Origin of the sequence: Bacillus cereus group sp. BfR-BA-01356 (genome assembly GCF_022663635.1) — a bacterium.
In the GTDB taxonomy this organism is placed as follows: domain Bacteria; phylum Bacillota; class Bacilli; order Bacillales; family Bacillaceae_G; genus Bacillus_A; species Bacillus_A cereus.
Map to the genome: position 1 here is coordinate 1 of NZ_JAKUFX010000005.1, position 20,437 is coordinate 20,437.

Genomic DNA, 20,437 nt, shown 5'->3' on the forward strand with positions numbered 1-20,437 from the left:
AGTATTTTACATAAAATACTGGTCTAGTTTCGTGATGTCTTTTTTAAGCAATTTGTCCTTTGATAACTTCAAAAGATATTATTTTTCAGTTGACATACTACCGCAGGTCTTTCAAGTAAAAAAATACATTTAGAACATAACATGTTTTGAGTAAATTCGACAATGGAAATGTATAAAAGTATGCCTCGAAAATGACAATAAAATTAACTGCTATATGTACGATGTATAAAATCATGAAACGAAATGTGCAAATATAGTATAGGAGGGAAGAATTCCGGTGAAAAAGATGGAGAGAATTTTTATTCGTATATTAATAATACAATGCATTTGTCTTTCTGTTGTGCAATTGTTATTTATACATAAGTCATCAGTGAAATATTTATCTAAAATTGTTTATTATGAAGGTGTCATGGTAAAAAGCAAAGTGGAAATCTTGCAGGTGAATAGGTAGTTTTCATTTTCTTCTATGAAGGATTATGCTACAATAATTGAGGATTTAATGACGTGAAGCAAATGAGAAGAAGCAGGGTGAACACCTGCTTTTCGTTTTGTTTTATAAGTGAAAAAATGAGGTGTTACAATGGATAAACGAATTTCAATTGCTATAGATGGTCCAGCAGCTGCTGGGAAAAGTACAGTGGCAAAAGTTGTTGCGAAGGAACTTTCTTACGTTTATATTGATACAGGCGCAATGTACCGTACGCTTACATATGCAGCCCTTGAACAAAAAGTAGACATTGAAAATGAAGAGCAGTTAATGGAAGTTGTAAAGAATGTAAATATTGAGTTTCAGCAAGGAGAAAATACACAGCTTGTATTTTTAAATGGACAAGATGTTTCTGAAGTAATTCGTACACCTGATGTGACGAATCGAGTATCTATTGTAGCGAAACATCGCCTTGTTCGTGAAGAAATGGTACGTCGTCAGCAAGAGTTAGCGAAAAAAGGCGGCGTTGTAATGGACGGCCGTGATATTGGTACACATGTATTACCGGATGCTGAAGTGAAAATCTTTATGCTTGCTTCTGTTGAAGAAAGAGCGGAAAGAAGACATTTAGAAAATTTAAATAAAGGTTTCGATTCTAATTTAGAGCAGCTAAAAGAAGAAATTGCTCAGCGTGATAAATTAGATTCAGAACGCGAAGTTTCTCCACTAAAAAAGGCTGATGATGCATTGGAATTAGATACGACTTCTTTATCAATTGAAGAAGTTGTCCAAAAAATTATGAGCATTGTTTCTGGAGTGTTTGCGAAATAAAGAAAGGGGATAGTCCTCTTTCTTTTTTTGTTTAAATAGAAATGTAAAGGATACGTGAATTGTGAGTCTCTTTCCTTGACAAATGAGCTGATTTGTAAGAAGTTAGTTAAAGAGGAATGAAACTGTCAGAATATATTCGCTATTATATTTCAAAACATACTTTTTTCAAGCTGGTTTTGCTGTATACTATTTATATAGGTTTAATATATTTTCTTGTGAATGTTATTGAAAAAGAGTATGTGATGAGAAATTCTTAAACATGCAAATGAAAACTTTGTTTTCATTTCGTATATACATAAAAAATGCTTTGTCAATTCTGTAGGGAGGTATTTCCATGGTAGAGAAAATGAATGAAGAAGTTATGGATTCAAAAGAATTACAAGTTGGTGACGTTGTTACAGGTTCTGTAACGAAGGTTGAAGAGAAACAAGTGCTTGTAAATGTTGGATACAAAACAGATGGCGTAATTCCAATTAGTGAATTAGCTAACGTTCATATTGAAAAAGCAAGCGATGTTGTAGAATTAGATCAAACACTAGAGTTGAAAATTATTAAATTAGAAGAAGATGATCTTGTCTTATCTAAACGTGCTGTTGATGCAGAAAAAGCATGGGTAGAACTACAAGAGAAATTTACTTCTGGTCATGTATTTGATGTTACTGTAAAAGATATTGTGAATGGCGGATTAGTTGTGGACCTTGGTGTTCGCGGTTTTATTCCAGCTTCACTTGTAGAAGTACATTATGTAGAAGACTTTACTGACTATAAAGGTAAAACATTAGCGGTGAAAATTGTTGAATTAGACCGTGAAAAAAATCGTGTAATCCTTTCGCATAAAGCGGTAGTAGAATTAGAACTAGATTCTAAGAAAAAAGAAGCAATTTCTTCATTAAAAGAAGGGGACGTTGTTGAAGGAACAGTACAACGATTAACTGACTTTGGCGCATTCGTTAACGTTGGTGGAGTGGACGGTTTAGTTCACATTTCACAAATTTCACACGAACGTGTAGAGCAACCTTCTGAAGTGTTAGAGCAAGGTCAAAAGGTTAAGGTAAAGGTGTTATCTGTTGATGCTGATACACAACGTATTTCTTTATCAATTAAAGCAGCTCAACCAGGACCTTGGGAAAACGTTGCTGGCGAAATAAAAGCTGGAGATATTCGTGAGGGAGTAGTAAAACGCCTTGTTACATTTGGTGCATTCGTTGAGATTTTACCGGGCGTTGAAGGGCTTGTACACGTATCTCAAATTGCAAATCGTCACGTGAAAAATCCGAATGAAGTATTGGAAATGGGACAAGAAGTAAAAGTGAAAGTACTTGAAGTTCACGTAGCAGAGAAACGTATTTCTTTAAGTATAAAAGAAGCGCTTGAGGAAAATAATGTAACTGAAGATTATAGTCAGTATGAGCCAAATGCTGATTCTGCTACTTTCCAATTAAGTGATATTATTGGTGAACAACTGAAAAAATTAAAGAAATAATGAGGGGTACAAGTGGTAAGGGCAAAACGTAAATTAGATCATATTGAATACGCTCTTTCTACTGGTCAGTCTCGTACGCATGGCTTTCATGATATTGATTTTGTGCATCAAAGCTTGCCAAATTCAAATTATGACACAATAACATGTGAAACAAAAATCGGCGAACTTTCACTAAGTTCGCCGATTTTTATCAATGCGATGACTGGTGGTGGAGGAGAGAAAACGTTACATATTAATGAGCAATTAGCATATGTAGCGAAACATCATAACCTTGCTATGGCTGTAGGTTCGCAAATGGCGGCGTTAAAAGATGAAAGTGAAGCTGCTTCTTATAAGGTGATTAGAAAGGTAAACCCAAATGGTATTTTCTTTGCTAATTTAGGTAGTGAGGCAACTATCGAACAGGCAGAGCGCGCCGTTGATATGATTGAAGCGAATGCATTACAAATTCATTTAAATGTCATACAAGAGTTAACGATGCCAGAAGGAGACCGTGATTTTACTGGAGTACTTCAGCGCATTGAGAAAATTGTTTTAAATAGTAAAGTTCCTATCATTGTAAAAGAAGTTGGATTTGGGATGAGTAAGGAAACAATGCAACAGTTAGTGAACGTAGGTGTAACAGCAATTGATATTGGTGGGCAAGGTGGTACGAATTTTGCTGCTGTTGAAAACGAAAGAAGACAGCGAATGCTTTCTTATTTTAATAACTGGGGCATACAAACGGCAACCTCGATTATTGAAGCAACCTCTACAAATAATAACCTCTCTTTTATTGCATCTGGGGGTATACAAACAGCGCTTGACGTAGCGAAAGCAATCGCATTAGGGGCGAATACAACTGCGTTTGCTGGTTATTTTTTACGTATTTTAATGCAAGATGGTATCGAGAAGTTAGTAGATGAAATTGAGCTTCTACATACAGATTTGAAATTTATAATGACAGCTCTTGGTGCGAAGACGATAGAAGAGTTGCAATCTGTACCTCTTGTTGTAAAGGGTGAAACATATCATTGGTTAATGCAGCGTGGTATTGATACTGCGCATTATAGTAGGAGATAAAAAATCAACCATTCGGTTGATTTTTTTTGTTCTATTCTTTTTCGTAATATAAAGTGGAGAATGGAATTAGTATTATATAAAAATATCATTTCGTAAAAATTGTAATTGAAAAAGGGTTGAAAAATGTAGGTGGTGTGTTGTCGAATTACTGGAGAGAACTTAATTTTTAATGGGAATAGGTGAAGGTAAAAAGAAGTAATGGGAGGATATAGTATGCGAAATATTATTTCAATATAAATAGAAATCATTAAACTGATTATGTAAAAGACGGTTTCGTACAATATAGAAACCGTCTTTTTGTATTAATTAGTGCTGGTTTTGTTTTCGAGCCTGTTCTGGTGTATCAAGTCCAGTTGCACCTGGATATTGTAGTGATTGATCACGATCGGATTCAACGCGGCGTGATTCTCGTAGTTTTCGTTCTTGGCGATCTTTACCCATAATGAATAACACCTCCTTGTTAAAAGTGTTGCTGTTATAAGAAAAAACTATGCGTAAATAAAGTGGATTAACTTTCATAAAAAGTTCCCATAATGGAAAACATAGGAGGTGAAGTTGATGGATGGAAGTACTTTTTATTTTGTAGCTTGGATAGGGTGGATCATTGTAACCTTTTTTATGAAAAAGGACCCTATCCGGTGGAAGTTAGGCGCTTGTATACTGATTTTTATAATTTGCTCTCCGTTACATGTAACGATTGCCTCATTCGTGGTATCAGTAAATGCTCTTTTACTTTGTATTATTTCTTTTATAGGGATCACGCTATATTCCGTCTGGAAAAAATTGTATAGCTTACTTTCGGCACTTATTATTGCAATGTTATATACAAGTTTTCATCTGTTAGAAATATATGATCCGATTTGGATTGTGGTGGATAGAGTGTTTCTGCTAAGTAGTGCTCTTGTGTATGCATCGGTGTTATTGCATGGGGATCGCATATTACGATTATGTTCTCTATATGTAGGGATGTTACAAGGAGAGCTGCTAGTGACATTTATTTTTAGGAAATTGAATTTTCCATATGATTACGGTAGTTTAGCATTTTTTGATATCGTCGCCATTTCTACATTATTCATGGCAATATTGTTTTGGATTGCAAAAGCATCAGTATACATGGAACGGTTTAAGAGAAAAACACGTAAAAGAAAGGCGAGGGTAATACATGACTGAATATACACCAGCCATTTTATGCGGCGTAATAGCGGGGACAGTTACAAGGGTGCTAATGCTTCGGACGGATACGCGGCAATATCCGACGAGGCTACATGGGAAAATTATTCATATTGCAATGGGGTTAATTGCAGCTGCTTTAGGAGCGATTGCAATCCCGTCTATTTTGAAAAAAGATTTTTCTGCCATTACATTTCTTACATTAGCAGCGACACAATTTCGTGATGTACGTAATATGGAAAGAAATACGCTTCAACAATTAGATGGGTATGAGCTCGTACCGCGTGGAAATACATACATTGAAGGAATTGCATTGGTTTTTGAAAGTCGCAACTATTTGGCAATGTTAACGTCGTTTGCAACGACGTTTGCGTATATAGGATTCCGTTCATGGATTGCAGGAGTAATTATGGCTATAATCGCATTTTTTATCGCGAAAAAATTAATGTCTGGTAAAAGGCTACATGATCTTGTTGAAATTGAGCACGTTCCGCTTCGTTTTGAAGGAGCAGGGCTTTATATTGACAATATTTACATTATGAATATTGGATTGCCAGCAAGACAAGAAGAAATTATGAAATATGGTATGGGTTTTATTTTAAAGCCGAAATCAATTGATGCGATGGTTACAATCTCAAATTTAGGGCAACGACAAGCTATTTTACACGATGTTTCAGTAGCGTTAGGGATTTATAGAGATTCTGGTACACCAGCGCTTGTACCGTTAGCAAAGCGTGATTTAGAGGATGGCAGGGTTGGGATTTTTGTCCTGCCGCAAGATCAAGATGCAGAGAAAGCGATAGGTGTCATAGGAAATGTACCAACGTTAGAAAGTGCTGTCCATATGTCATCGGAAGCCCCAAAAGGAAGGGGAGATAAGAGATGATGTTAGAAAGTGTTATTCTGGCAGTTATAACAACGACTCCAGAAAAATTTGCAGGTGGTGCTCCTTTATTCGTTTGCGAATCGACGGAGGAACTAGAATTTGTTGCAAATAATTTAGAAGCAATTTTAGATGGTATTGCACATCGCTTACAAGAGAATGTATATATTATTGTGAAACATTAGCAACGTGTGTTATAATGTGAGGTGTTTTGATACGTTGAGAAATATTCTGGAATGCAAATCCCTTCTTGCACAAAGAAGGGTTTTTTACATAATAAACAGAAGCAAGTTGAAAGGATGAAAGTATATGCCGAAACCAGTAATAGCGATAGTAGGTCGCCCGAACGTAGGGAAATCTACTATTTTCAATAGAATTGTTGGAGAAAGAGTTTCAATCGTAGAAGATATTCCAGGTGTAACGCGCGATCGTATTTATAGCGCTGGAGAATGGTTAAATCATGAATTTAACATTATTGATACGGGCGGAATTGATATTGGAGACGAGCCGTTTTTGACACAAATTCGTCAACAAGCTGAAGTAGCAATTGATGAAGCGGATGTTATCATTTTTATGACAAACGGTCGTGACGGTGTAACAGCAGCTGATGAAGAAGTTGCAAAAATTTTATATCGTTCAAATAAACCGGTTGTACTTGCAGTAAATAAAGTGGACAATCCGGAAATGCGCAGTGACATTTATGACTTTTATGCATTAGGATTTGGCGAACCATTCCCAATTTCAGGTACACACGGATTAGGGTTAGGTGACTTACTAGACGAAGCTGCACAACATTTTCCAAAGATTGAAGAAGACGGATATGATGAAGACACAATTCGTTTCTCTTTAATTGGACGTCCAAACGTAGGGAAATCATCACTTGTAAATGCTCTTCTTGGTCAAGAGCGTGTAATTGTTAGTAATGTAGCAGGAACAACTCGTGATGCTGTCGATACACCATATAGTAAAGATGGAAAAGATTATGTAATTATTGATACAGCTGGTATGCGTAAAAAAGGAAAAGTGTATGAAAGTACAGAAAAATATAGTGTACTTCGTGCGCTAAGAGCGATTGAACGTTCTGACGTTGTTTTAGTCGTTTTAGATGGTGAAGAAGGAATTATTGAGCAAGATAAAAAAATCGCTGGATATGCTCATGATTCAGGGCGAGCTGTTGTTATCGTTGTAAATAAATGGGATGCAGTGAAAAAAGACGAAAAAACAATGAAAGCATTTGAAGAAAATATCCGTGCTCATTTCCAATTCTTAGAATACGCACCAATTGTGTTCTTATCTGCAAAAACGAGAAAACGTACACAAACATTAATACCGGTTATCGATGAGGTAAATGAAAGTCATAGTATCCGTATTCAAACGAACGTATTAAACGATGTAATTATGGATGCGGTAGCGATGAATCCGACGCCAACTCATAATGGTAGCCGTCTGAAAATTTTCTATGCAACACAAGTTGCGGTAAAACCACCGACATTTGTTGTGTTTGTAAACGATCCAGAATTATTGCACTTCTCATATGAGCGTTTCTTAAAGAATCGCTTACGTGAATCATTTGGCTTCGTAGGAACGCCGATTCACATTATCGCTAGAGCAAGAGACTAATGGAGAGGATGTGATTTTATGACAAAAATCACAGTAGTAGGAGCAGGTAGCTGGGGAACAGCGTTAGCGATGGTATTAGCTGACAATGGACATGATGTACGTATTTGGGGAAATCGCCCAGAACTTATGGATGAAATTAATACGAAACATGAGAATAGTCGATATCTCCCAGGCATTACATTGCCAAGCACAATCGTAGCCTACTCTTCTTTAGAAGAAGCATTAGTAGATGTAAATACAGTACTGCTAGTAGTACCAACGAAAGCGTACAGAGATGTATTACAAGAGATGAAAGAAATTGTTACTGAACCAATTACTTGGATTCATGCGAGCAAAGGAATTGAACCTGGTACGTCAAAACGTATTTCGGAAGTGATTGAGGAAGAAATTCCAGAGCACTTAATTAAAGATGTTGTTGTACTGTCTGGACCGAGTCATGCTGAAGAAGTCGGTTTACGACAAGCGACAACAGTTACGTCTGCAGCAAAGCGTATGGAAGCGGCTGAGGAAGTGCAAGATTTATTTATGAATAGTTATTTTCGTGTATACACAAATCCAGATATCGTTGGAGTTGAACTTGGTGGTGCGTTAAAAAATATTATCGCATTAGCTGCTGGTATAACTGATGGTCTTGGATTAGGTGATAATGCAAAGGCGGCATTGATGACACGTGGTTTAACAGAGATTGCTCGTTTAGGAAGAAAAATGGGCGGGAATCCGTTAACGTTTGCTGGTCTAACTGGTATGGGAGACTTAATTGTAACTTGTACAAGTGTTCATAGCCGAAATTGGCGCGCTGGAAATATGCTTGGAAAAGGACACTCTTTAGAAGAAGTGTTAGAAAGCATGGGTATGGTTGTGGAAGGTGTAAGAACAACGAAAGCTGCTCATGAATTGGCAGAGAAAATGGAAGTTGAAATGCCGATTACAGCTGCTTTATATGACGTGCTGTTCAATGGGAATAACGTAAAAGATGCAGTAGGCTCATTGATGGGACGTGTTCGAAAACATGAAGTGGAAGCTATACCTGATTTACTGTAAAGAAAAGCGACAGAAGTACATTTGTACTTCTGTCGCTTTTTTATTTTTTGGGTCTTTTCACCATTTTTTCATTTTTGCATAGGATGAAGAGTAACTTGAGGAGAGGGTGAAAAGAATGGATAATAATATTTTTAATAATATTGAGAAGGAAGCGAAAGTAAATAAAGAGGATATTTTTAAATTAGCATCATCCGTGCAAAATGCGAATTTACGTGATGAAACTGTACTTCGTCAATTAATTCATCAAGTGGCTCTTATGGCGGGACGTGAAGTGCCGAAAGAGCAAGAGGATCAAATTGTAAAAGCGATTATTAATAATAATATGCCAACAGATTTTGGCTCGTTAAGCAAAATGTTTAAAAAATAAATTATGAGAAACAAAGAGTTTGGAGATTGCATATGATAGCCATGAAAGAATGGGAATAGAGCTGTTTTTGGGCATATTTGGTCAACCGAAGCGAGAGATACAATCGCTTCGGTTTTATTTTTGCCTAGATTGGTGAGAAATGCTGGAAAACCTATTGATTAAAGTTACATACTCGCGATTTGTAGTAAAATGTTCTTTTTGTATTTGCTTAAAGATTTTAATTTGTTAAAATAGTATAAAAATAGATTAATAAAAAGGGGTGTGTATATGTCAGAAGGGCTTATGAAAATGTGGTTGGCTTTAGGGGCAATTGGATTTATGTTTTTTGCAGTAAGTTTTATTTTATTAAGTAGACATAGAATAAAGAATAAATTTTTGAAAGGGATTACAGCGTTAGTAGCGTACACCCTTATGATTGTGTCAGGAATTGTTATTTTTCTTGTTGTATTTAGTGGACCTGTACAGCAGTAAATGGAATGGTCTCGAAAATACTACATACGGAGCAAATTAGATTAGTATGAAAAGGTGATGCTAGTGAAAAAATTCCATATTATTTTAATATTTTGTTGTATGAGCCTTTTAACGGGGTGTCTGTATCCGAAAGAAAATATGAAGCAAAATGCGGTTCCTTATGAAGATCAGCTACAGGTTGTTCAAAAAGCTGTTGTGACATTTAAGGAGCAAAATGATGGGATATTGCCAATTAAGACGAGGGATATGAGTACACCTATTTATCAAAAGTATCCAATCGATTTTCAACAGATTGCCCCGCGTTACATACAAGAAGCGCCAGGGAATGCGTATGAAAGTGGAGGAGTATATCAATACGTATTAATAGACGTTGAAACAAATCCGACAGTAAAGTTAATTGATGTTAGGATGGCTGAACAAATTCAGGAACTATCTTTAAAGCTTAGGATGTATCGTGATGAACATCAATATCCACCTTTTAAAAAAGTAATTTCAGATGGTGTATATGAATTGGATTTCAAAAAACTAGGATATAAAGATGTGCCACAAGTGACAAGTCCATATTCTGGTAAAGGACTTCCTTTTGTAATTAATGAAAAAGGAGAAGTTTTTGTTGATTATAGAATCGACTTATATGACGCTTTGAAAAAAAATGAAGGGCAGTTTACAGAGGGAGAAGATATTCGAAATATACTTTCGAAAGGTTCCCCGTTTGTACCAGCTTATTCTTTACCGTACACAGTAAAGGACGGAGAACCAATTTTTTTAAAATGATAAGTCATGAACCTTTCTTTTAGTGAATAAGTTCTAGAAGAAAGGTTTTTTATGTTATACAACTTACGATGCAAACAAAAGATATTTTTTAATAGTCATATGAAATTGGACAAAATTATATGATATATTGTCCGAACTTCTAGAATACCATTATATTATATCAGATATTATAGGCAACGTTAGAGAAGGTATTAGTTGACTATAAACGCGGAATTATTCCCAAAAATTTTGAGGGAGGGAATCACTTGGAAAAGGTAGATATTTTTAAAGATATTGCAGAACGAACAGGCGGTGATATTTATTTTGGAGTTGTAGGAGCTGTTCGAACAGGGAAATCAACATTCATTAAAAAATTTATGGAACTTGTAGTTATTCCAAATATTGAGAATGAGTCTGACCGTCAAAGAGCGCAGGATGAATTGCCTCAAAGTGCTGCTGGTCGTACAATTATGACGACGGAACCGAAGTTTGTTCCAAACCAAGCGGTTTCTATCGAAGTAGATGAAGGACTTGAAGTGAATATTCGATTAGTAGATTGTGTTGGATATACGGTTCCTGGAGCGAAGGGCTATGAAGATGAGAATGGCCCGCGTATGATTAATACCCCTTGGTATGAAGAACCTATTCCATTCCATGAAGCTGCAGAAATCGGCACGCGTAAAGTAATTCAAGAACATTCAACAATTGGTGTTGTAATTACAACAGATGGAACAATTGGTGAAATTCCAAGAAGAGATTATATAGAGGCAGAAGAACGCGTTGTAAATGAGTTGAAAGAAGTAGGAAAACCTTTCATTATGATAATTAATACGGTACAGCCGTATCATCCAGATACAGAGCAATTACGCCAAAGTTTATCAGAAGAATATGATATCCCGGTTATTGCAATGAGTGTGGAGAGTTTAAGAGAAACAGATGTATATAATGTACTTCGTGAAGCGCTATTTGAATTCCCTGTATTAGAAGTGAATGTGAACCTTCCGAGTTGGGTAATGGTGCTAAATGAAGGGCATTGGTTGCGTCAAAGTTATCAAGAAGCAGTTCAAGAAACTGTGAAGGATATAAAACGTCTTCGTGATGTGGATCGCGTTGTTTGGCAGTTTAGTCAATATGAATTTATTGATCGAGCGAGCCTAGCTGGCATTGATATGGGGCAAGGTGTGGCGGAGATTGATTTATATGCGCCAGATGAATTATATGATCAGATTTTAAAAGAAGTAGTAGGAGTAGAAATTCGAGGGAAAGATCATTTATTAAAGCTTATGCTCGATTTATCTCATGCGAAAATAGAGTACGATCAAGTGGCGGATGCACTGCGTATGGTTAAGCAAACAGGATATGGTGTAGCAGCACCTGCATTGGCAGATATGAGCTTAGATGAGCCAGAAATTATTCGTCACGGTTCAAGGTTTGGTGTGAAGTTAAAAGCGGTAGCGCCATCTATTCATATGATTAAAGTAGATGTAGAGTCAACGTTTGAGCCGATTATTGGTACTGAAAAGCAAAGTGAAGAATTAGTTCGTTATTTAATGCAAGATTTTGAAGATGACCCGTTATCAATTTGGAATTCTGATATATTTGGACGTTCACTTAGCTCGATTGTTCGAGAAGGAATTCAGGCGAAATTATCTTTAATGCCAGAAAATGCTAGATATAAATTAAAAGAAACGCTAGAAAGAATTATTAATGAAGGATCTGGCGGATTAATTGCGATTATACTATAAGAAAAAATCCCTCTCATTGTAGAGGGATTTTTTGTTTTTTTTTATTATAAAATAGAAAAATAAACAGTCATTATCTAATACATTGTTGTAAATTGTCAAGTTTCATCAGATTTTCACATTTTAAGAGTAACAATTTCCTTAAAAATATTGAATTATAAAGGAGAATCGTATAATATAGGCGTTGATAATGATTTATCTACATCTTTGTAGTATAGAATTTGCAAAAATTGCCTACAAATGAAAGTAAGACTCATTTTATGATCATTATACAGTCTTATCTTTGGGAGGAGGTGAATGGCATGAACAAGACAGATTTAATCAATGCTGTTGCAGAAGCAAGTTCCCTTTCTAAAAAGGACGCAACAAAAGCAGTAGACGCTGTTTTTGATTCTATCTTAGAAGCTTTAAAACAAGGTGATAAAGTACAACTGATCGGATTCGGTAACTTCGAAGTTCGTGAGCGTGCGGCTCGTAAAGGTCGTAACCCACAAACAGGTGAGGAGATTGAAATCGCTGCAAGTAAAGTACCTGCATTCAAACCTGGTAAAGCGTTAAAAGATGCGGTTAAATAATCCTTACATATTAACAGGGAAGAAGAGTTTCCTTTTTGGGAACTCTTCTTTTTGCTTTTAAAAACATAAATATGCTAGAATGTGTTCGTATCACTTTTAGGTTTTCGGGAGGGCTAGCGGATGGCAAAAGTTAATTTAGAACAAATTGAACATGCAGTACGCCTTATTTTAGAGGCGATTGGGGATGACCCAAATCGTGAGGGAGTACTTGATACACCAAAGCGTGTTGCAAAAATGTACGCAGAAGTGTTCTCAGGTATGCATGAAGATCCGAAAGAGCATTTGCATAAAGTATTCGGAGAAGATCACGAAGAGCTTGTACTAGTAAAAGATATACCATTTTATTCGATGTGTGAGCATCATTTAGTACCATTCTATGGAGTTGCTCACGTTGCATATATTCCGCAAGGTGGAAAGGTAACAGGGTTAAGTAAATTAGCTCGTACCGTAGATACAATTGCACGTCGCCCACAACTGCAAGAACGTATTACATCAACAGTAGCGAACTCTATTATGGAAGTACTAGAGCCTCATGGTGTAATGGTAGTAGTAGAAGCAGAACATATGTGTATGACGATGCGTGGTGTGAAAAAACCAGGTGCGAAAACAGTAACGACAGCAGTGCGTGGTGTGCTTGAAAATGATGCTGCAGCGCGCAGTGAAATTTTATCGTTTATTAAAACGAAGTAAAGAAAAGCGGGAAACTGCTTTTCTTTTTTTTTTTAGTAAATAAATGATATAGTTTTAACTAGACAGAGTGAGATTAGAAAGATTGCTTACATGAATGGTAGGTGTAGCCAAGTTTTGGTTATAGAAAATAGAGTGTATGTGTTATAATAAGTTTTATGAATTAGAAAACAAGGGTGATTTTTTGTGTGTGACATCTACGGAGGGTATGCGGGTATAAAAGAAAAATTGATGGAGAAATTACGCCATCCTTATTTTATAAACTATATTGAAGAACCATTTATTGATGAAGAAAAGATAGCATTGTTATATGGTGCTTTAAAGAGTGCAAACTTACATATAGAACAAATTGAGCATTACGTAGTAACAATTATGCTTGTACAAATTGCGCTTGATACGCATGAAAGGGTATCGAATAAAGCAGGCGAGGAAGAGATTGGATTCCATAAATGTCGTCAATTAACAGTACTTGCAGGCGATTACTATAGTGGACTATATTATTATTTATTGTCTATGAATCGTGATATTGTTTTAATTCGTGCACTTGCTGAAGGAATTAAAGAGATAAATGAACACAAAATTATGTTATACCAAAAAGCGCATGAAACGACGGATGACATAATGAAAAGCATAGTAACGATTGAGTCTGCGCTCCTTCAAAAAACATGTGATCATTTTCAGTTATCACATTGGAAGCCATTTATCACATACGTATTAGGTGGAAATCGCCTTCAAAAAGAAATTCAATTGTATGCTGATAAGCAACATTCACCTGTTTTTCAAGCTATGCAAGATGCTTTAGGGGATAAAGCAGAAGTAGTGATTAATGGTTGGATGAAGGAATTGAGAAAGAAAGAAAAACAATTTTTAGAAAATCACACAGACATAAATGAAATAAATTCTGTGTTAAGGAATAAATAGAAGACATAAGCAATTTTACATTGGAAGAAGGTACGAGCATGCAACAATCAAAAGAAGAAAGAGTACATGACGTATTTGAAAAGATTTCTGATAAATACGATGTGATGAATTCTGTAATTAGTTTTCAAAGACATAAAGCGTGGCGGAAAGAAACGATGCGAATTATGGATGTACAACCAGGCAGTCAAGCGCTTGATGTATGCTGTGGAACCGCAGATTGGACAATTGTGCTAGCTGGAGCCGTAGGTGAGCAAGGAAAGGTTGTTGGCTTAGACTTCAGTGAAAATATGTTATCTGTCGGTAAGCAAAAGGTAGAGGCGTTACAATTAAAACAAGTAGAACTTCTACATGGGAATGCAATGGAACTTCCGTTTGAAGATAATACGTTTGATTATGTGACGATTGGGTTTGGTTTACGTAACGTACCGGATTATATGCACGTATTAAAAGAAATGACGCGTGTAGTAAAACCAGGTGGAAAAGTAATCTGTTTAGAAACATCTCAACCAACAATGATTGGTTTTCGACAAGGGTATATTTTATACTTTAAATATATCATGCCATTATTTGGAAAGATGTTTGCGAAAAGTTATAAAGAATATTCATGGCTTCAAGAATCTGCTAGTACGTTCCCAGGGATGAAAGAATTGGCTCAAATGTTTGAGCAAGCTGGACTTGAACGTGTGCAAGTGAAACCATTTACTTTTGGGGTAGCAGCAATGCATTTAGGTATTAAACCAGAATCAAAATAGAAAAAAGAAGTTTTAGGTTAAGGTGAACAATATGAAGTTACAACTTATGTACTCTTTTTTACGATCGGATATTAATGTGATAGAAAAAGAATTAAAAAAGACAGTCGCTTCTGAACAGCCATTAGTAGAAGAGGCAGCATTACAGCTGATTGAAGCTGGTGGGAAACGAATTCGTCCTGTATTTGTGTTGCTTGCAGGGAAATTTGGAGATTATAAGTTAGATGCGATTAAGCATGTTGCTGTTGCGTTAGAACTTATTCATATGGCTTCTCTTGTTCACGATGATGTTATTGATGCTGCATTTTTACGACGCGGCAGTGCGACTGTGAATGCGAAATGGGGAGATCGTATTGCGATGTATACAGGGGACTATCTGTTCGCTAAGTCTCTTGAATGTATAACCAATATCGAAATTCCAGAGGCACATCAAGCGTTATCACATACTATTTTAGAAGTCTGTAAAGGTGAAATTGAACAAATTAAAGATAAATACAATTATGACCAAAATTTAAGAACGTATTTAAGAAGAATAAAGCGAAAAACAGCATTATTAATTGCCGCGAGTTGTCAATTGGGAGCGATTGCTGCTGGTGCTAATCGTGATACGGTAAATCGTCTATTTTGGTATGGGTATTTTGTAGGAATGTCTTATCAAATTATTGATGACATTTTAGACTTCGTTTCTACAGAAGAGAAACTTGGAAAACCTGCTGGTGGAGATTTACTACAAGGGAATATTACACTTCCTGCTTTATATGCGATGGAAGATCCCGTACTTCGTCAGAAAATCACATCTGTACATGAAAATTCAACAGCAAGTGAAATGCAAGAAATTATTGATGCTGTAAAAAATAGTACAGCAATTGATCGAGCATTTGCGTTTAGTGAACGTTATTTACATAAAGCTTTAGAAATAATAAAACCACTCCCACGTGGAAAAGCAAAGTACGCATTACAAAATGTTGCAAAGTATATTGGAAAACGAAAATTTTAAGGTTTATTCTAAAAAATAAAATAATCTCTCTATTTCAAAACTATTGCACAATTGTGATAAGGGTGATAATATGTGTGTGGGGATATACAATTACATACATAATTCAGAAGTGGAGAGATTTTTTATGGAAAAAACATTTCTAATGGTAAAACCAGACGGTGTACAACGTGCCTTCATTGGGGAAATTGTAGCTCGTTTTGAGAAAAAAGGCTTTCAATTAGTTGGTGCAAAATTAATGCAAGTCACTCCAGAAATTGCTGGACAACACTACGCTGAGCATAAGGAAAAACCTTTCTTTGGTGAGTTAGTAGACTTTATTACATCTGGACCTGTATTCGCAATGGTATGGCAAGGTGAAGGTGTAGTAGATACAGCTCGTAACATGATGGGGAAAACAAGACCACATGAAGCAGCTCCTGGAACAATTCGTGGAGATTTCGGTGTAACTGTTGCGAAAAACATTATCCATGGTTCTGATTCTTTAGAAAGCGCAGAGCGCGAGATTGCTATTTTCTTTAAAGAAGAAGAATTAGTTGACTACTCAAAATTAATGAATGAATGGATTTACTAATTATTTTGAAATAATTTGTAAACGCTTTAATCACTGTGATAATAGTAAAAAGTGCAAGGAGAATAGGGGTATTCTTCTTGCACTTTTTTTATTTTCAGTTAGTTACGAAGTTTGAACTGTTATGATATATTGATATTTAAATTAGGACTATCGGAAATATAGAATAAGAAAATGGTCGATTTATGATATAATTTCTTTAATATTTTTAGAATGATAAAAGTTAATATAGTGAGATAAATACATATACGAAAAGAGGAATAACGTATGCGATATATTACAGCTGGTGAATCTCATGGTCCACAACTTACAACGATTATAGAAGGTGTTCCGGCAGGATTGTCTTTAGTAGCAGATGATATAAACGAAGAGTTAGCTAGAAGGCAAAAGGGATATGGGCGCGGTAGACGCATGCAAATTGAAACGGATCAAGTGCAAATTTTAAGCGGTGTTAGACATGGAGAAACATTAGGTTCCCCTATTGCACTTGTTGTTGAAAATCGTGATTTTGCACACTGGACAAAAATTATGGGGGCGGAGCCTTTAACTGAGCAAGAAGAAAAAGAGATGAAAAGGAAAGTGACAAAACCAAGGCCTGGGCATGCTGATTTAAATGGTGCGATTAAATATGGTCATAGAGATATGAGGAATGTACTGGAACGTTCGTCAGCGCGCGAAACGACGGTGCGTGTTGCTGCTGGTGCGGTTGCTAAAAAGGTGTTAGCAGAACTTGGTATTAAAGTAGCGGGCCATGTAATTGAAATTGGCGGTGTACAAGCTAAGGAGATTACGTATAGTTCAATTGAAGAATTAAAGAGTATTACCGAAGCATCTCCTGTACGTTGCTTAGATGACGAAGCTGGTAACCAAATGATGAAAGCGATTGATGATGCGAAAGCAAATGGTGATTCAATTGGTGGAATCGTTGAAGTAATTGTGGAAGGGATGCCAATTGGAGTAGGTAGCTACGTGCATTATGATCGAAAACTGGATGCGAAATTAGCAGCTGCAATTATGAGTATTAATGCTTTTAAAGGTGTCGAGATTGGAATTGGTTTTGAAGCAGCGCATAGACCAGGAAGTGAAGTTCATGATGAAATTCTGTGGAATGAGGAGCATGGATATACACGAAGAACAAATAATGCAGGGGGATTAGAAGGCGGTATGACGACTGGAATGCCAATTGTTGTGCGCGGTGTGATGAAACCGATACCTACACTTTATAAACCTCTTCAAAGTGTAGATATTGATACGAAAGAGCCTTTTACAGCGAGCATTGAACGTTCAGATAGTTGTGCAGTGCCAGCAGCTAGTGTCGTTGCAGAAGCGGTTGTGGCTTGGGAATTAGCGACAGCTTTAATAGAACAATTCGGATTAGATCGTATGGAACTAATTCGTGAAAATATTGAGAAACATAATGAATATGCGAGGGGATTTTAATGGGAAACATACATATTCAAACGAAATCAAAAGAATATGATGTACATGTTGGTAAAGAAGTGTTGTCAAACTTAACAACGATCGTTCAAAATATGCAGCCAGCGGTATCTAACGTAATGATTATTTCAGATGAAGCTGTTGCATCACTACATTTACAGACAGTTATCGATGCATTACAAGTAGAGCAGCACGTGTTTTCGTTTGTTGTACCAAGTGGCGAAAAAGAGAAGTCTTTCGAAAATTTCTATGCGGCTCATACGTCAGCTCTTGAAAATAAATTAGATAGAAATTCTTTAATTCTTGCACTTGGAGGCGGAATGATTGGAGATTTAGCTGGTTTTGTTGCTGCATCGTTTATGCGTGGTATTCGCTTTGTGCAGGTTCCGACAACTTTATTAGCGCACGATAGCGCAGTGGGTGGGAAAGTAGCGATTAACCATCCGTTAGGTAAAAATATGATTGGTGCATTCCATCAGCCAGAAGCAGTTGTATATCATACACCGTTTTTACAGTCTCTTCCTGAAAAAGAGTGGCGTTCAGGTTATGCAGAGGTGATAAAGCATGCTCTTATCGGTGATGTGGAGCTATACCATTGGTTAAAAGAAGAAGTGCAAACATTAGCGGATCTTCATGATGAGAAGTTAATCCATATATTAACGAAGGCGATTCCTGTAAAGGCAAATGTTGTGTCACAAGATGAAACAGAGAAGGGTGTACGTGCTCATTTGAATTTTGGACATACGTTAGGACATGCTCTTGAAAAAGAGCTAGGGTATGGAAATATTACTCACGGTGACGGTGTAGCGGTTGGAATGTTATTCGCCATATTTTTAAGTGAGCAAGTGTACAAGGTTGATCTTGCTTATGAAGATATGAAGCAGTGGTTCTTGAAATACGGCTATCCAAAAATGCCAAGCGATTTGAATGTAGAGCGCCTCGTTCAATTGATGAAACAAGATAAGAAAGCAAATGCAGGAGCAATTCATATGGTGCTTATGCAGGAATATGGGGTAGTGAATGTCGTATCTATTTCAGATGAGACTGTTCATATTGCGTTAGAGGCATTTCAAAAAGATATGGTTTAAAATGATAGCGAAGTGCTGTGAAGTGCTCATTTAGAGGTATTCTCGTAATAGTGATGGTTATGACAAAAGATTACAGTAAGGGGCTATAACCGTATTGTAATCAAATTGAATGAAATGACTGGGGGAAGAAAAATGAGAGTGAAAGAGCAATTGTTAACTTTGAGAGCGTATGTGCCTGGGAAAAACATTGAAGAAGTAAAAAGAGAATATGGTTTATCAAAAATTGTGAAATTAGCATCCAATGAAAATCCATTCGGTTGCTCAGCACGTGTGACAGAAGCATTAACTTCTTTAGCGAGCCAATATGCCCTTTATCCAGATGGATATGCCTTTGAACTTCGGACAAAAGTAGCGGAACATTTAGGTGTAAAAGCAGAACAACTACTATTTGGTAGTGGATTAGATGAAGTCATTCAAATGATTAGCCGAGCGTTACTACATGAAGGAACAAACGTTGTAATGGCGAATCCTACGTTTTCACAATATCATCACCATGCTGTTATTGAAGGAGCAGAAGTTCGTGAAGTATCACTTAAAGATGGTATTCACGATTTAGATGCAATGCTAGAGCAAGTAGATGAGAAAACGAAAATTGTATGGATTTGTAATCCGAATAATCCAACAGGTACATATGTTGAGAAACAAAAATTACTTTCATTTTTAGAATCAGTTCCTAAGTCGGCTCTCGTTATTATGGACGAAGCATATTATGAATACGCGGAAGCAGAAGACTATCCGCAAACATTACCACTTCTTGAAAAGTATGAAAATCTTATGGTTTTACGCACGTTTTCAAAAGCATATGGTTTAGCTGCTTTTCGTATCGGATATGCGATTGGGGATGCGAAGTTAATCGGACAGCTAGAAGTAGCTAGGTTACCATTCAATACATCAACTGTAGCCCAATCTGTAGCACTTGCTGCATTAGAAGATCAAGCCTTTTTACAAGATTGTGTGCAAAAGAATGCTGAAGGTTTAAATCAGTATTATGCATTTTGTAAAGAATATAACGTATTCTATTATCCATCTCAAACAAATTTCATTTTCTTAAAACTCGGTATACCAGGTAATGAAGCTTTCGAACGATTAATGAAAAAAGGATATATCGTTCGTTCTGGTGCTGCATTTGGTATCGATGATGGTATTCGTATTACTGTCGGTTTGAAGGAAGAAAATGATGAAATTATAGAGTTACTGAAAGAGCTTGTAAATGAGCAAGTACAGAAAGAAGAAACATATTCTTAAGAGATTGTGAAGGCTCCTATTATAGGAGCCTTTTTTATCGCATTCAAAATAAAGGTTGAAGACTGCTAATTAAGTTATTCTGTAAACCACGGTTTGTATGGCTTGATAATTAGTGAGAGAAGTTATTTGCACGGTCATAAAAGAAAGCGGTACAATAGAAGATGATGATAAGGTATCGGTGTCATATCCGAACCTTTTGAACAATTAACTACTCTGTAGGAAGAAGTATAAGAAGAAGCATGCTCATTCTAAAGGTTGCGTTCTAACAGTGAGTTGCTTATGATAAATGAACAGAAGAGAATATTTTTTAGAATTAAAGG

23 protein-coding genes are annotated in these 20,437 nt (G+C 36.3%); 22 read left to right on the forward strand and 1 reads right to left on the reverse strand.

What is annotated here, in order from left to right:
- The first annotated feature begins 277 nt into the window (after positions 1-277).
- The 4 genes from MR168_RS03180 to MR168_RS03195 all read left to right on the forward strand — a co-directional run bounded on the left by MR168_RS03180 (position 278) and on the right by MR168_RS03195 (position 3,803).
- The gene (locus tag MR168_RS03180; RefSeq protein ID WP_242291187.1) at positions 278-451 is read left to right on the forward strand and encodes a YpfB family protein; all 174 of its coding nucleotides are present in this window, start codon (positions 278-280) and stop codon (positions 449-451) included.
- Positions 452-580: 129 nt separating this feature from the next.
- Positions 581-1,258 carry a (d)CMP kinase gene (gene cmk, locus MR168_RS03185; protein ID WP_000361252.1) on the forward strand — a complete coding sequence of 226 codons (678 nt, stop codon included), beginning with the start codon at positions 581-583 and terminating at the stop codon, positions 1,256-1,258.
- Positions 1,259-1,592: 334 nt separating this feature from the next.
- Positions 1,593-2,741, forward strand: a complete 1,149-nt coding sequence (gene rpsA, locus MR168_RS03190; protein ID WP_000229559.1) for a 30S ribosomal protein S1 — start codon at positions 1,593-1,595, stop codon at positions 2,739-2,741.
- A 12-nt stretch (positions 2,742-2,753) separates the two neighbouring features.
- Positions 2,754-3,803 carry a type 2 isopentenyl-diphosphate Delta-isomerase gene (locus MR168_RS03195; RefSeq protein WP_000251036.1) on the forward strand — a complete coding sequence of 350 codons (1,050 nt, stop codon included), beginning with the start codon at positions 2,754-2,756 and terminating at the stop codon, positions 3,801-3,803.
- A gap of 306 nt (positions 3,804-4,109) precedes the next feature.
- Here the strand turns inward: MR168_RS03195 and MR168_RS03200 are convergent, their stop codons facing one another.
- Positions 4,110-4,244: a YpzI family protein gene (locus tag MR168_RS03200; RefSeq protein ID WP_000513900.1), complete on the reverse strand. Its 135-nt coding sequence runs from the start codon at positions 4,242-4,244 to the stop codon at positions 4,110-4,112.
- A gap of 117 nt (positions 4,245-4,361) precedes the next feature.
- Here MR168_RS03200 and MR168_RS03205 point away from each other — a divergent pair, with 117 nt between their 5' ends.
- The 18 genes from MR168_RS03205 to hisC all read left to right on the forward strand — a co-directional run bounded on the left by MR168_RS03205 (position 4,362) and on the right by hisC (position 20,117).
- Positions 4,362-4,973, forward strand: coding sequence for a YphA family membrane protein (locus tag MR168_RS03205; protein WP_000349103.1), 612 nt, complete (start codon positions 4,362-4,364; stop codon positions 4,971-4,973).
- The gene (locus tag MR168_RS03210; RefSeq protein ID WP_000141596.1) at positions 4,966-5,859 is read left to right on the forward strand and encodes a YIEGIA family protein; all 894 of its coding nucleotides are present in this window, start codon (positions 4,966-4,968) and stop codon (positions 5,857-5,859) included. Before MR168_RS03205 ends, MR168_RS03210 begins: the two co-directional genes overlap by 8 nt.
- Positions 5,856-6,041, forward strand: a complete 186-nt coding sequence (locus MR168_RS03215) for a capping complex subunit for YIEGIA (RefSeq protein ID WP_000979059.1) — start codon at positions 5,856-5,858, stop codon at positions 6,039-6,041. Before MR168_RS03210 ends, MR168_RS03215 begins: the two co-directional genes overlap by 4 nt.
- 124 nt (positions 6,042-6,165) lie before the next feature.
- Positions 6,166-7,476 carry a ribosome biogenesis GTPase Der gene (gene der / locus MR168_RS03220; protein ID WP_001125893.1) on the forward strand — a complete coding sequence of 437 codons (1,311 nt, stop codon included), beginning with the start codon at positions 6,166-6,168 and terminating at the stop codon, positions 7,474-7,476.
- Positions 7,477-7,494: 18 nt separating this feature from the next.
- Complete coding sequence (locus MR168_RS03225; protein ID WP_000161763.1) at positions 7,495-8,517, forward strand: NAD(P)H-dependent glycerol-3-phosphate dehydrogenase; 1,023 nt, start codon at positions 7,495-7,497, stop codon at positions 8,515-8,517.
- A 115-nt stretch (positions 8,518-8,632) separates the two neighbouring features.
- Positions 8,633-8,884, forward strand: a complete 252-nt coding sequence (locus MR168_RS03230; RefSeq protein WP_000369754.1) for a stage VI sporulation protein F — start codon at positions 8,633-8,635, stop codon at positions 8,882-8,884.
- A 267-nt stretch (positions 8,885-9,151) separates the two neighbouring features.
- Positions 9,152-9,355, forward strand: coding sequence for a DUF2768 domain-containing protein (locus tag MR168_RS03235; RefSeq protein ID WP_001289008.1), 204 nt, complete (start codon positions 9,152-9,154; stop codon positions 9,353-9,355).
- A 63-nt stretch (positions 9,356-9,418) separates the two neighbouring features.
- Complete coding sequence (locus MR168_RS03240) at positions 9,419-10,129, forward strand: hypothetical protein (RefSeq protein WP_000713407.1); 711 nt, start codon at positions 9,419-9,421, stop codon at positions 10,127-10,129.
- Positions 10,130-10,374: 245 nt separating this feature from the next.
- Entirely contained in the window at positions 10,375-11,853 is a 1,479-nt protein-coding gene (spoIVA, locus tag MR168_RS03245; RefSeq protein ID WP_000416519.1) for a stage IV sporulation protein A, read from the forward strand.
- 299 nt (positions 11,854-12,152) lie between these two features.
- On the forward strand, positions 12,153-12,425 hold the full coding sequence (locus MR168_RS03250) for an HU family DNA-binding protein (RefSeq protein ID WP_001043860.1): 273 nt from the start codon (positions 12,153-12,155) through the stop codon (positions 12,423-12,425).
- 120 nt (positions 12,426-12,545) lie between these two features.
- Entirely contained in the window at positions 12,546-13,115 is a 570-nt protein-coding gene (gene folE / locus MR168_RS03255) for a GTP cyclohydrolase I FolE (RefSeq protein WP_001151482.1), read from the forward strand.
- Positions 13,116-13,298: 183 nt separating this feature from the next.
- Positions 13,299-14,033, forward strand: a complete 735-nt coding sequence (locus MR168_RS03260; RefSeq protein WP_000332854.1) for a heptaprenyl diphosphate synthase component 1 — start codon at positions 13,299-13,301, stop codon at positions 14,031-14,033.
- A 38-nt stretch (positions 14,034-14,071) separates the two neighbouring features.
- Complete coding sequence (gene menG / locus MR168_RS03265; protein ID WP_086411739.1) at positions 14,072-14,785, forward strand: 2-heptaprenyl-1,4-naphthoquinone methyltransferase; 714 nt, start codon at positions 14,072-14,074, stop codon at positions 14,783-14,785.
- Between the two features lie 31 nt (positions 14,786-14,816).
- Positions 14,817-15,779: a heptaprenyl diphosphate synthase component II gene (hepT, locus tag MR168_RS03270; protein WP_086411740.1), complete on the forward strand. Its 963-nt coding sequence runs from the start codon at positions 14,817-14,819 to the stop codon at positions 15,777-15,779.
- Between the two features lie 124 nt (positions 15,780-15,903).
- A complete protein-coding gene (ndk, locus tag MR168_RS03275; protein ID WP_000415883.1) occupies positions 15,904-16,350 on the forward strand; it encodes a nucleoside-diphosphate kinase in 447 nt (148 codons plus the stop codon).
- 264 nt (positions 16,351-16,614) lie between these two features.
- Positions 16,615-17,787 carry a chorismate synthase gene (gene aroC / locus MR168_RS03280; RefSeq protein WP_001269384.1) on the forward strand — a complete coding sequence of 391 codons (1,173 nt, stop codon included), beginning with the start codon at positions 16,615-16,617 and terminating at the stop codon, positions 17,785-17,787.
- Positions 17,787-18,872, forward strand: a complete 1,086-nt coding sequence (gene aroB, locus MR168_RS03285) for a 3-dehydroquinate synthase (RefSeq protein ID WP_000526821.1) — start codon at positions 17,787-17,789, stop codon at positions 18,870-18,872. Before aroC ends, aroB begins: the two co-directional genes overlap by 1 nt.
- A 132-nt stretch (positions 18,873-19,004) precedes the next feature.
- Entirely contained in the window at positions 19,005-20,117 is a 1,113-nt protein-coding gene (gene hisC, locus MR168_RS03290; RefSeq protein WP_001264023.1) for a histidinol-phosphate transaminase, read from the forward strand.
- The last annotated feature ends 320 nt before the right edge of the window (positions 20,118-20,437 follow it).

Excerpts from the sequence above, each read along its gene's own strand:
- folE (WP_001151482.1), top strand. The coding sequence starts at position 12,546 with ATGGCAAAAGTTAATTTAGAACAAATTGAACATGCAGTACGCCTTATT.
- aroC (WP_001269384.1), top strand. The coding sequence starts at position 16,615 with ATGCGATATATTACAGCTGGTGAATCTCATGGTCCACAACTTACAACG.
- hepT (WP_086411740.1), top strand. The coding sequence starts at position 14,817 with ATGAAGTTACAACTTATGTACTCTTTTTTACGATCGGATATTAATGTG.
- MR168_RS03235 (WP_001289008.1), top strand. The coding sequence starts at position 9,152 with ATGTCAGAAGGGCTTATGAAAATGTGGTTGGCTTTAGGGGCAATTGGA.
- MR168_RS03230 (WP_000369754.1), top strand. The coding sequence starts at position 8,633 with ATGGATAATAATATTTTTAATAATATTGAGAAGGAAGCGAAAGTAAAT.
- ndk (WP_000415883.1), top strand. The coding sequence starts at position 15,904 with ATGGAAAAAACATTTCTAATGGTAAAACCAGACGGTGTACAACGTGCC.
- cmk (WP_000361252.1), top strand. The coding sequence starts at position 581 with ATGGATAAACGAATTTCAATTGCTATAGATGGTCCAGCAGCTGCTGGG.
- der (WP_001125893.1), top strand. The coding sequence starts at position 6,166 with ATGCCGAAACCAGTAATAGCGATAGTAGGTCGCCCGAACGTAGGGAAA.
- menG (WP_086411739.1), top strand. The coding sequence starts at position 14,072 with ATGCAACAATCAAAAGAAGAAAGAGTACATGACGTATTTGAAAAGATT.
- MR168_RS03215 (WP_000979059.1), top strand. The coding sequence starts at position 5,856 with ATGATGTTAGAAAGTGTTATTCTGGCAGTTATAACAACGACTCCAGAA.
- hisC (WP_001264023.1), top strand. The coding sequence starts at position 19,005 with ATGAGAGTGAAAGAGCAATTGTTAACTTTGAGAGCGTATGTGCCTGGG.
- aroB (WP_000526821.1), top strand. The coding sequence starts at position 17,787 with ATGGGAAACATACATATTCAAACGAAATCAAAAGAATATGATGTACAT.
- MR168_RS03210 (WP_000141596.1), top strand. The coding sequence starts at position 4,966 with ATGACTGAATATACACCAGCCATTTTATGCGGCGTAATAGCGGGGACA.
- MR168_RS03250 (WP_001043860.1), top strand. The coding sequence starts at position 12,153 with ATGAACAAGACAGATTTAATCAATGCTGTTGCAGAAGCAAGTTCCCTT.
- MR168_RS03225 (WP_000161763.1), top strand. The coding sequence starts at position 7,495 with ATGACAAAAATCACAGTAGTAGGAGCAGGTAGCTGGGGAACAGCGTTA.
- MR168_RS03205 (WP_000349103.1), top strand. The coding sequence starts at position 4,362 with ATGGATGGAAGTACTTTTTATTTTGTAGCTTGGATAGGGTGGATCATT.
- rpsA (WP_000229559.1), top strand. The coding sequence starts at position 1,593 with ATGGTAGAGAAAATGAATGAAGAAGTTATGGATTCAAAAGAATTACAA.
- MR168_RS03200 (WP_000513900.1), bottom strand. The coding sequence starts at position 4,244 with ATGGGTAAAGATCGCCAAGAACGAAAACTACGAGAATCACGCCGCGTT.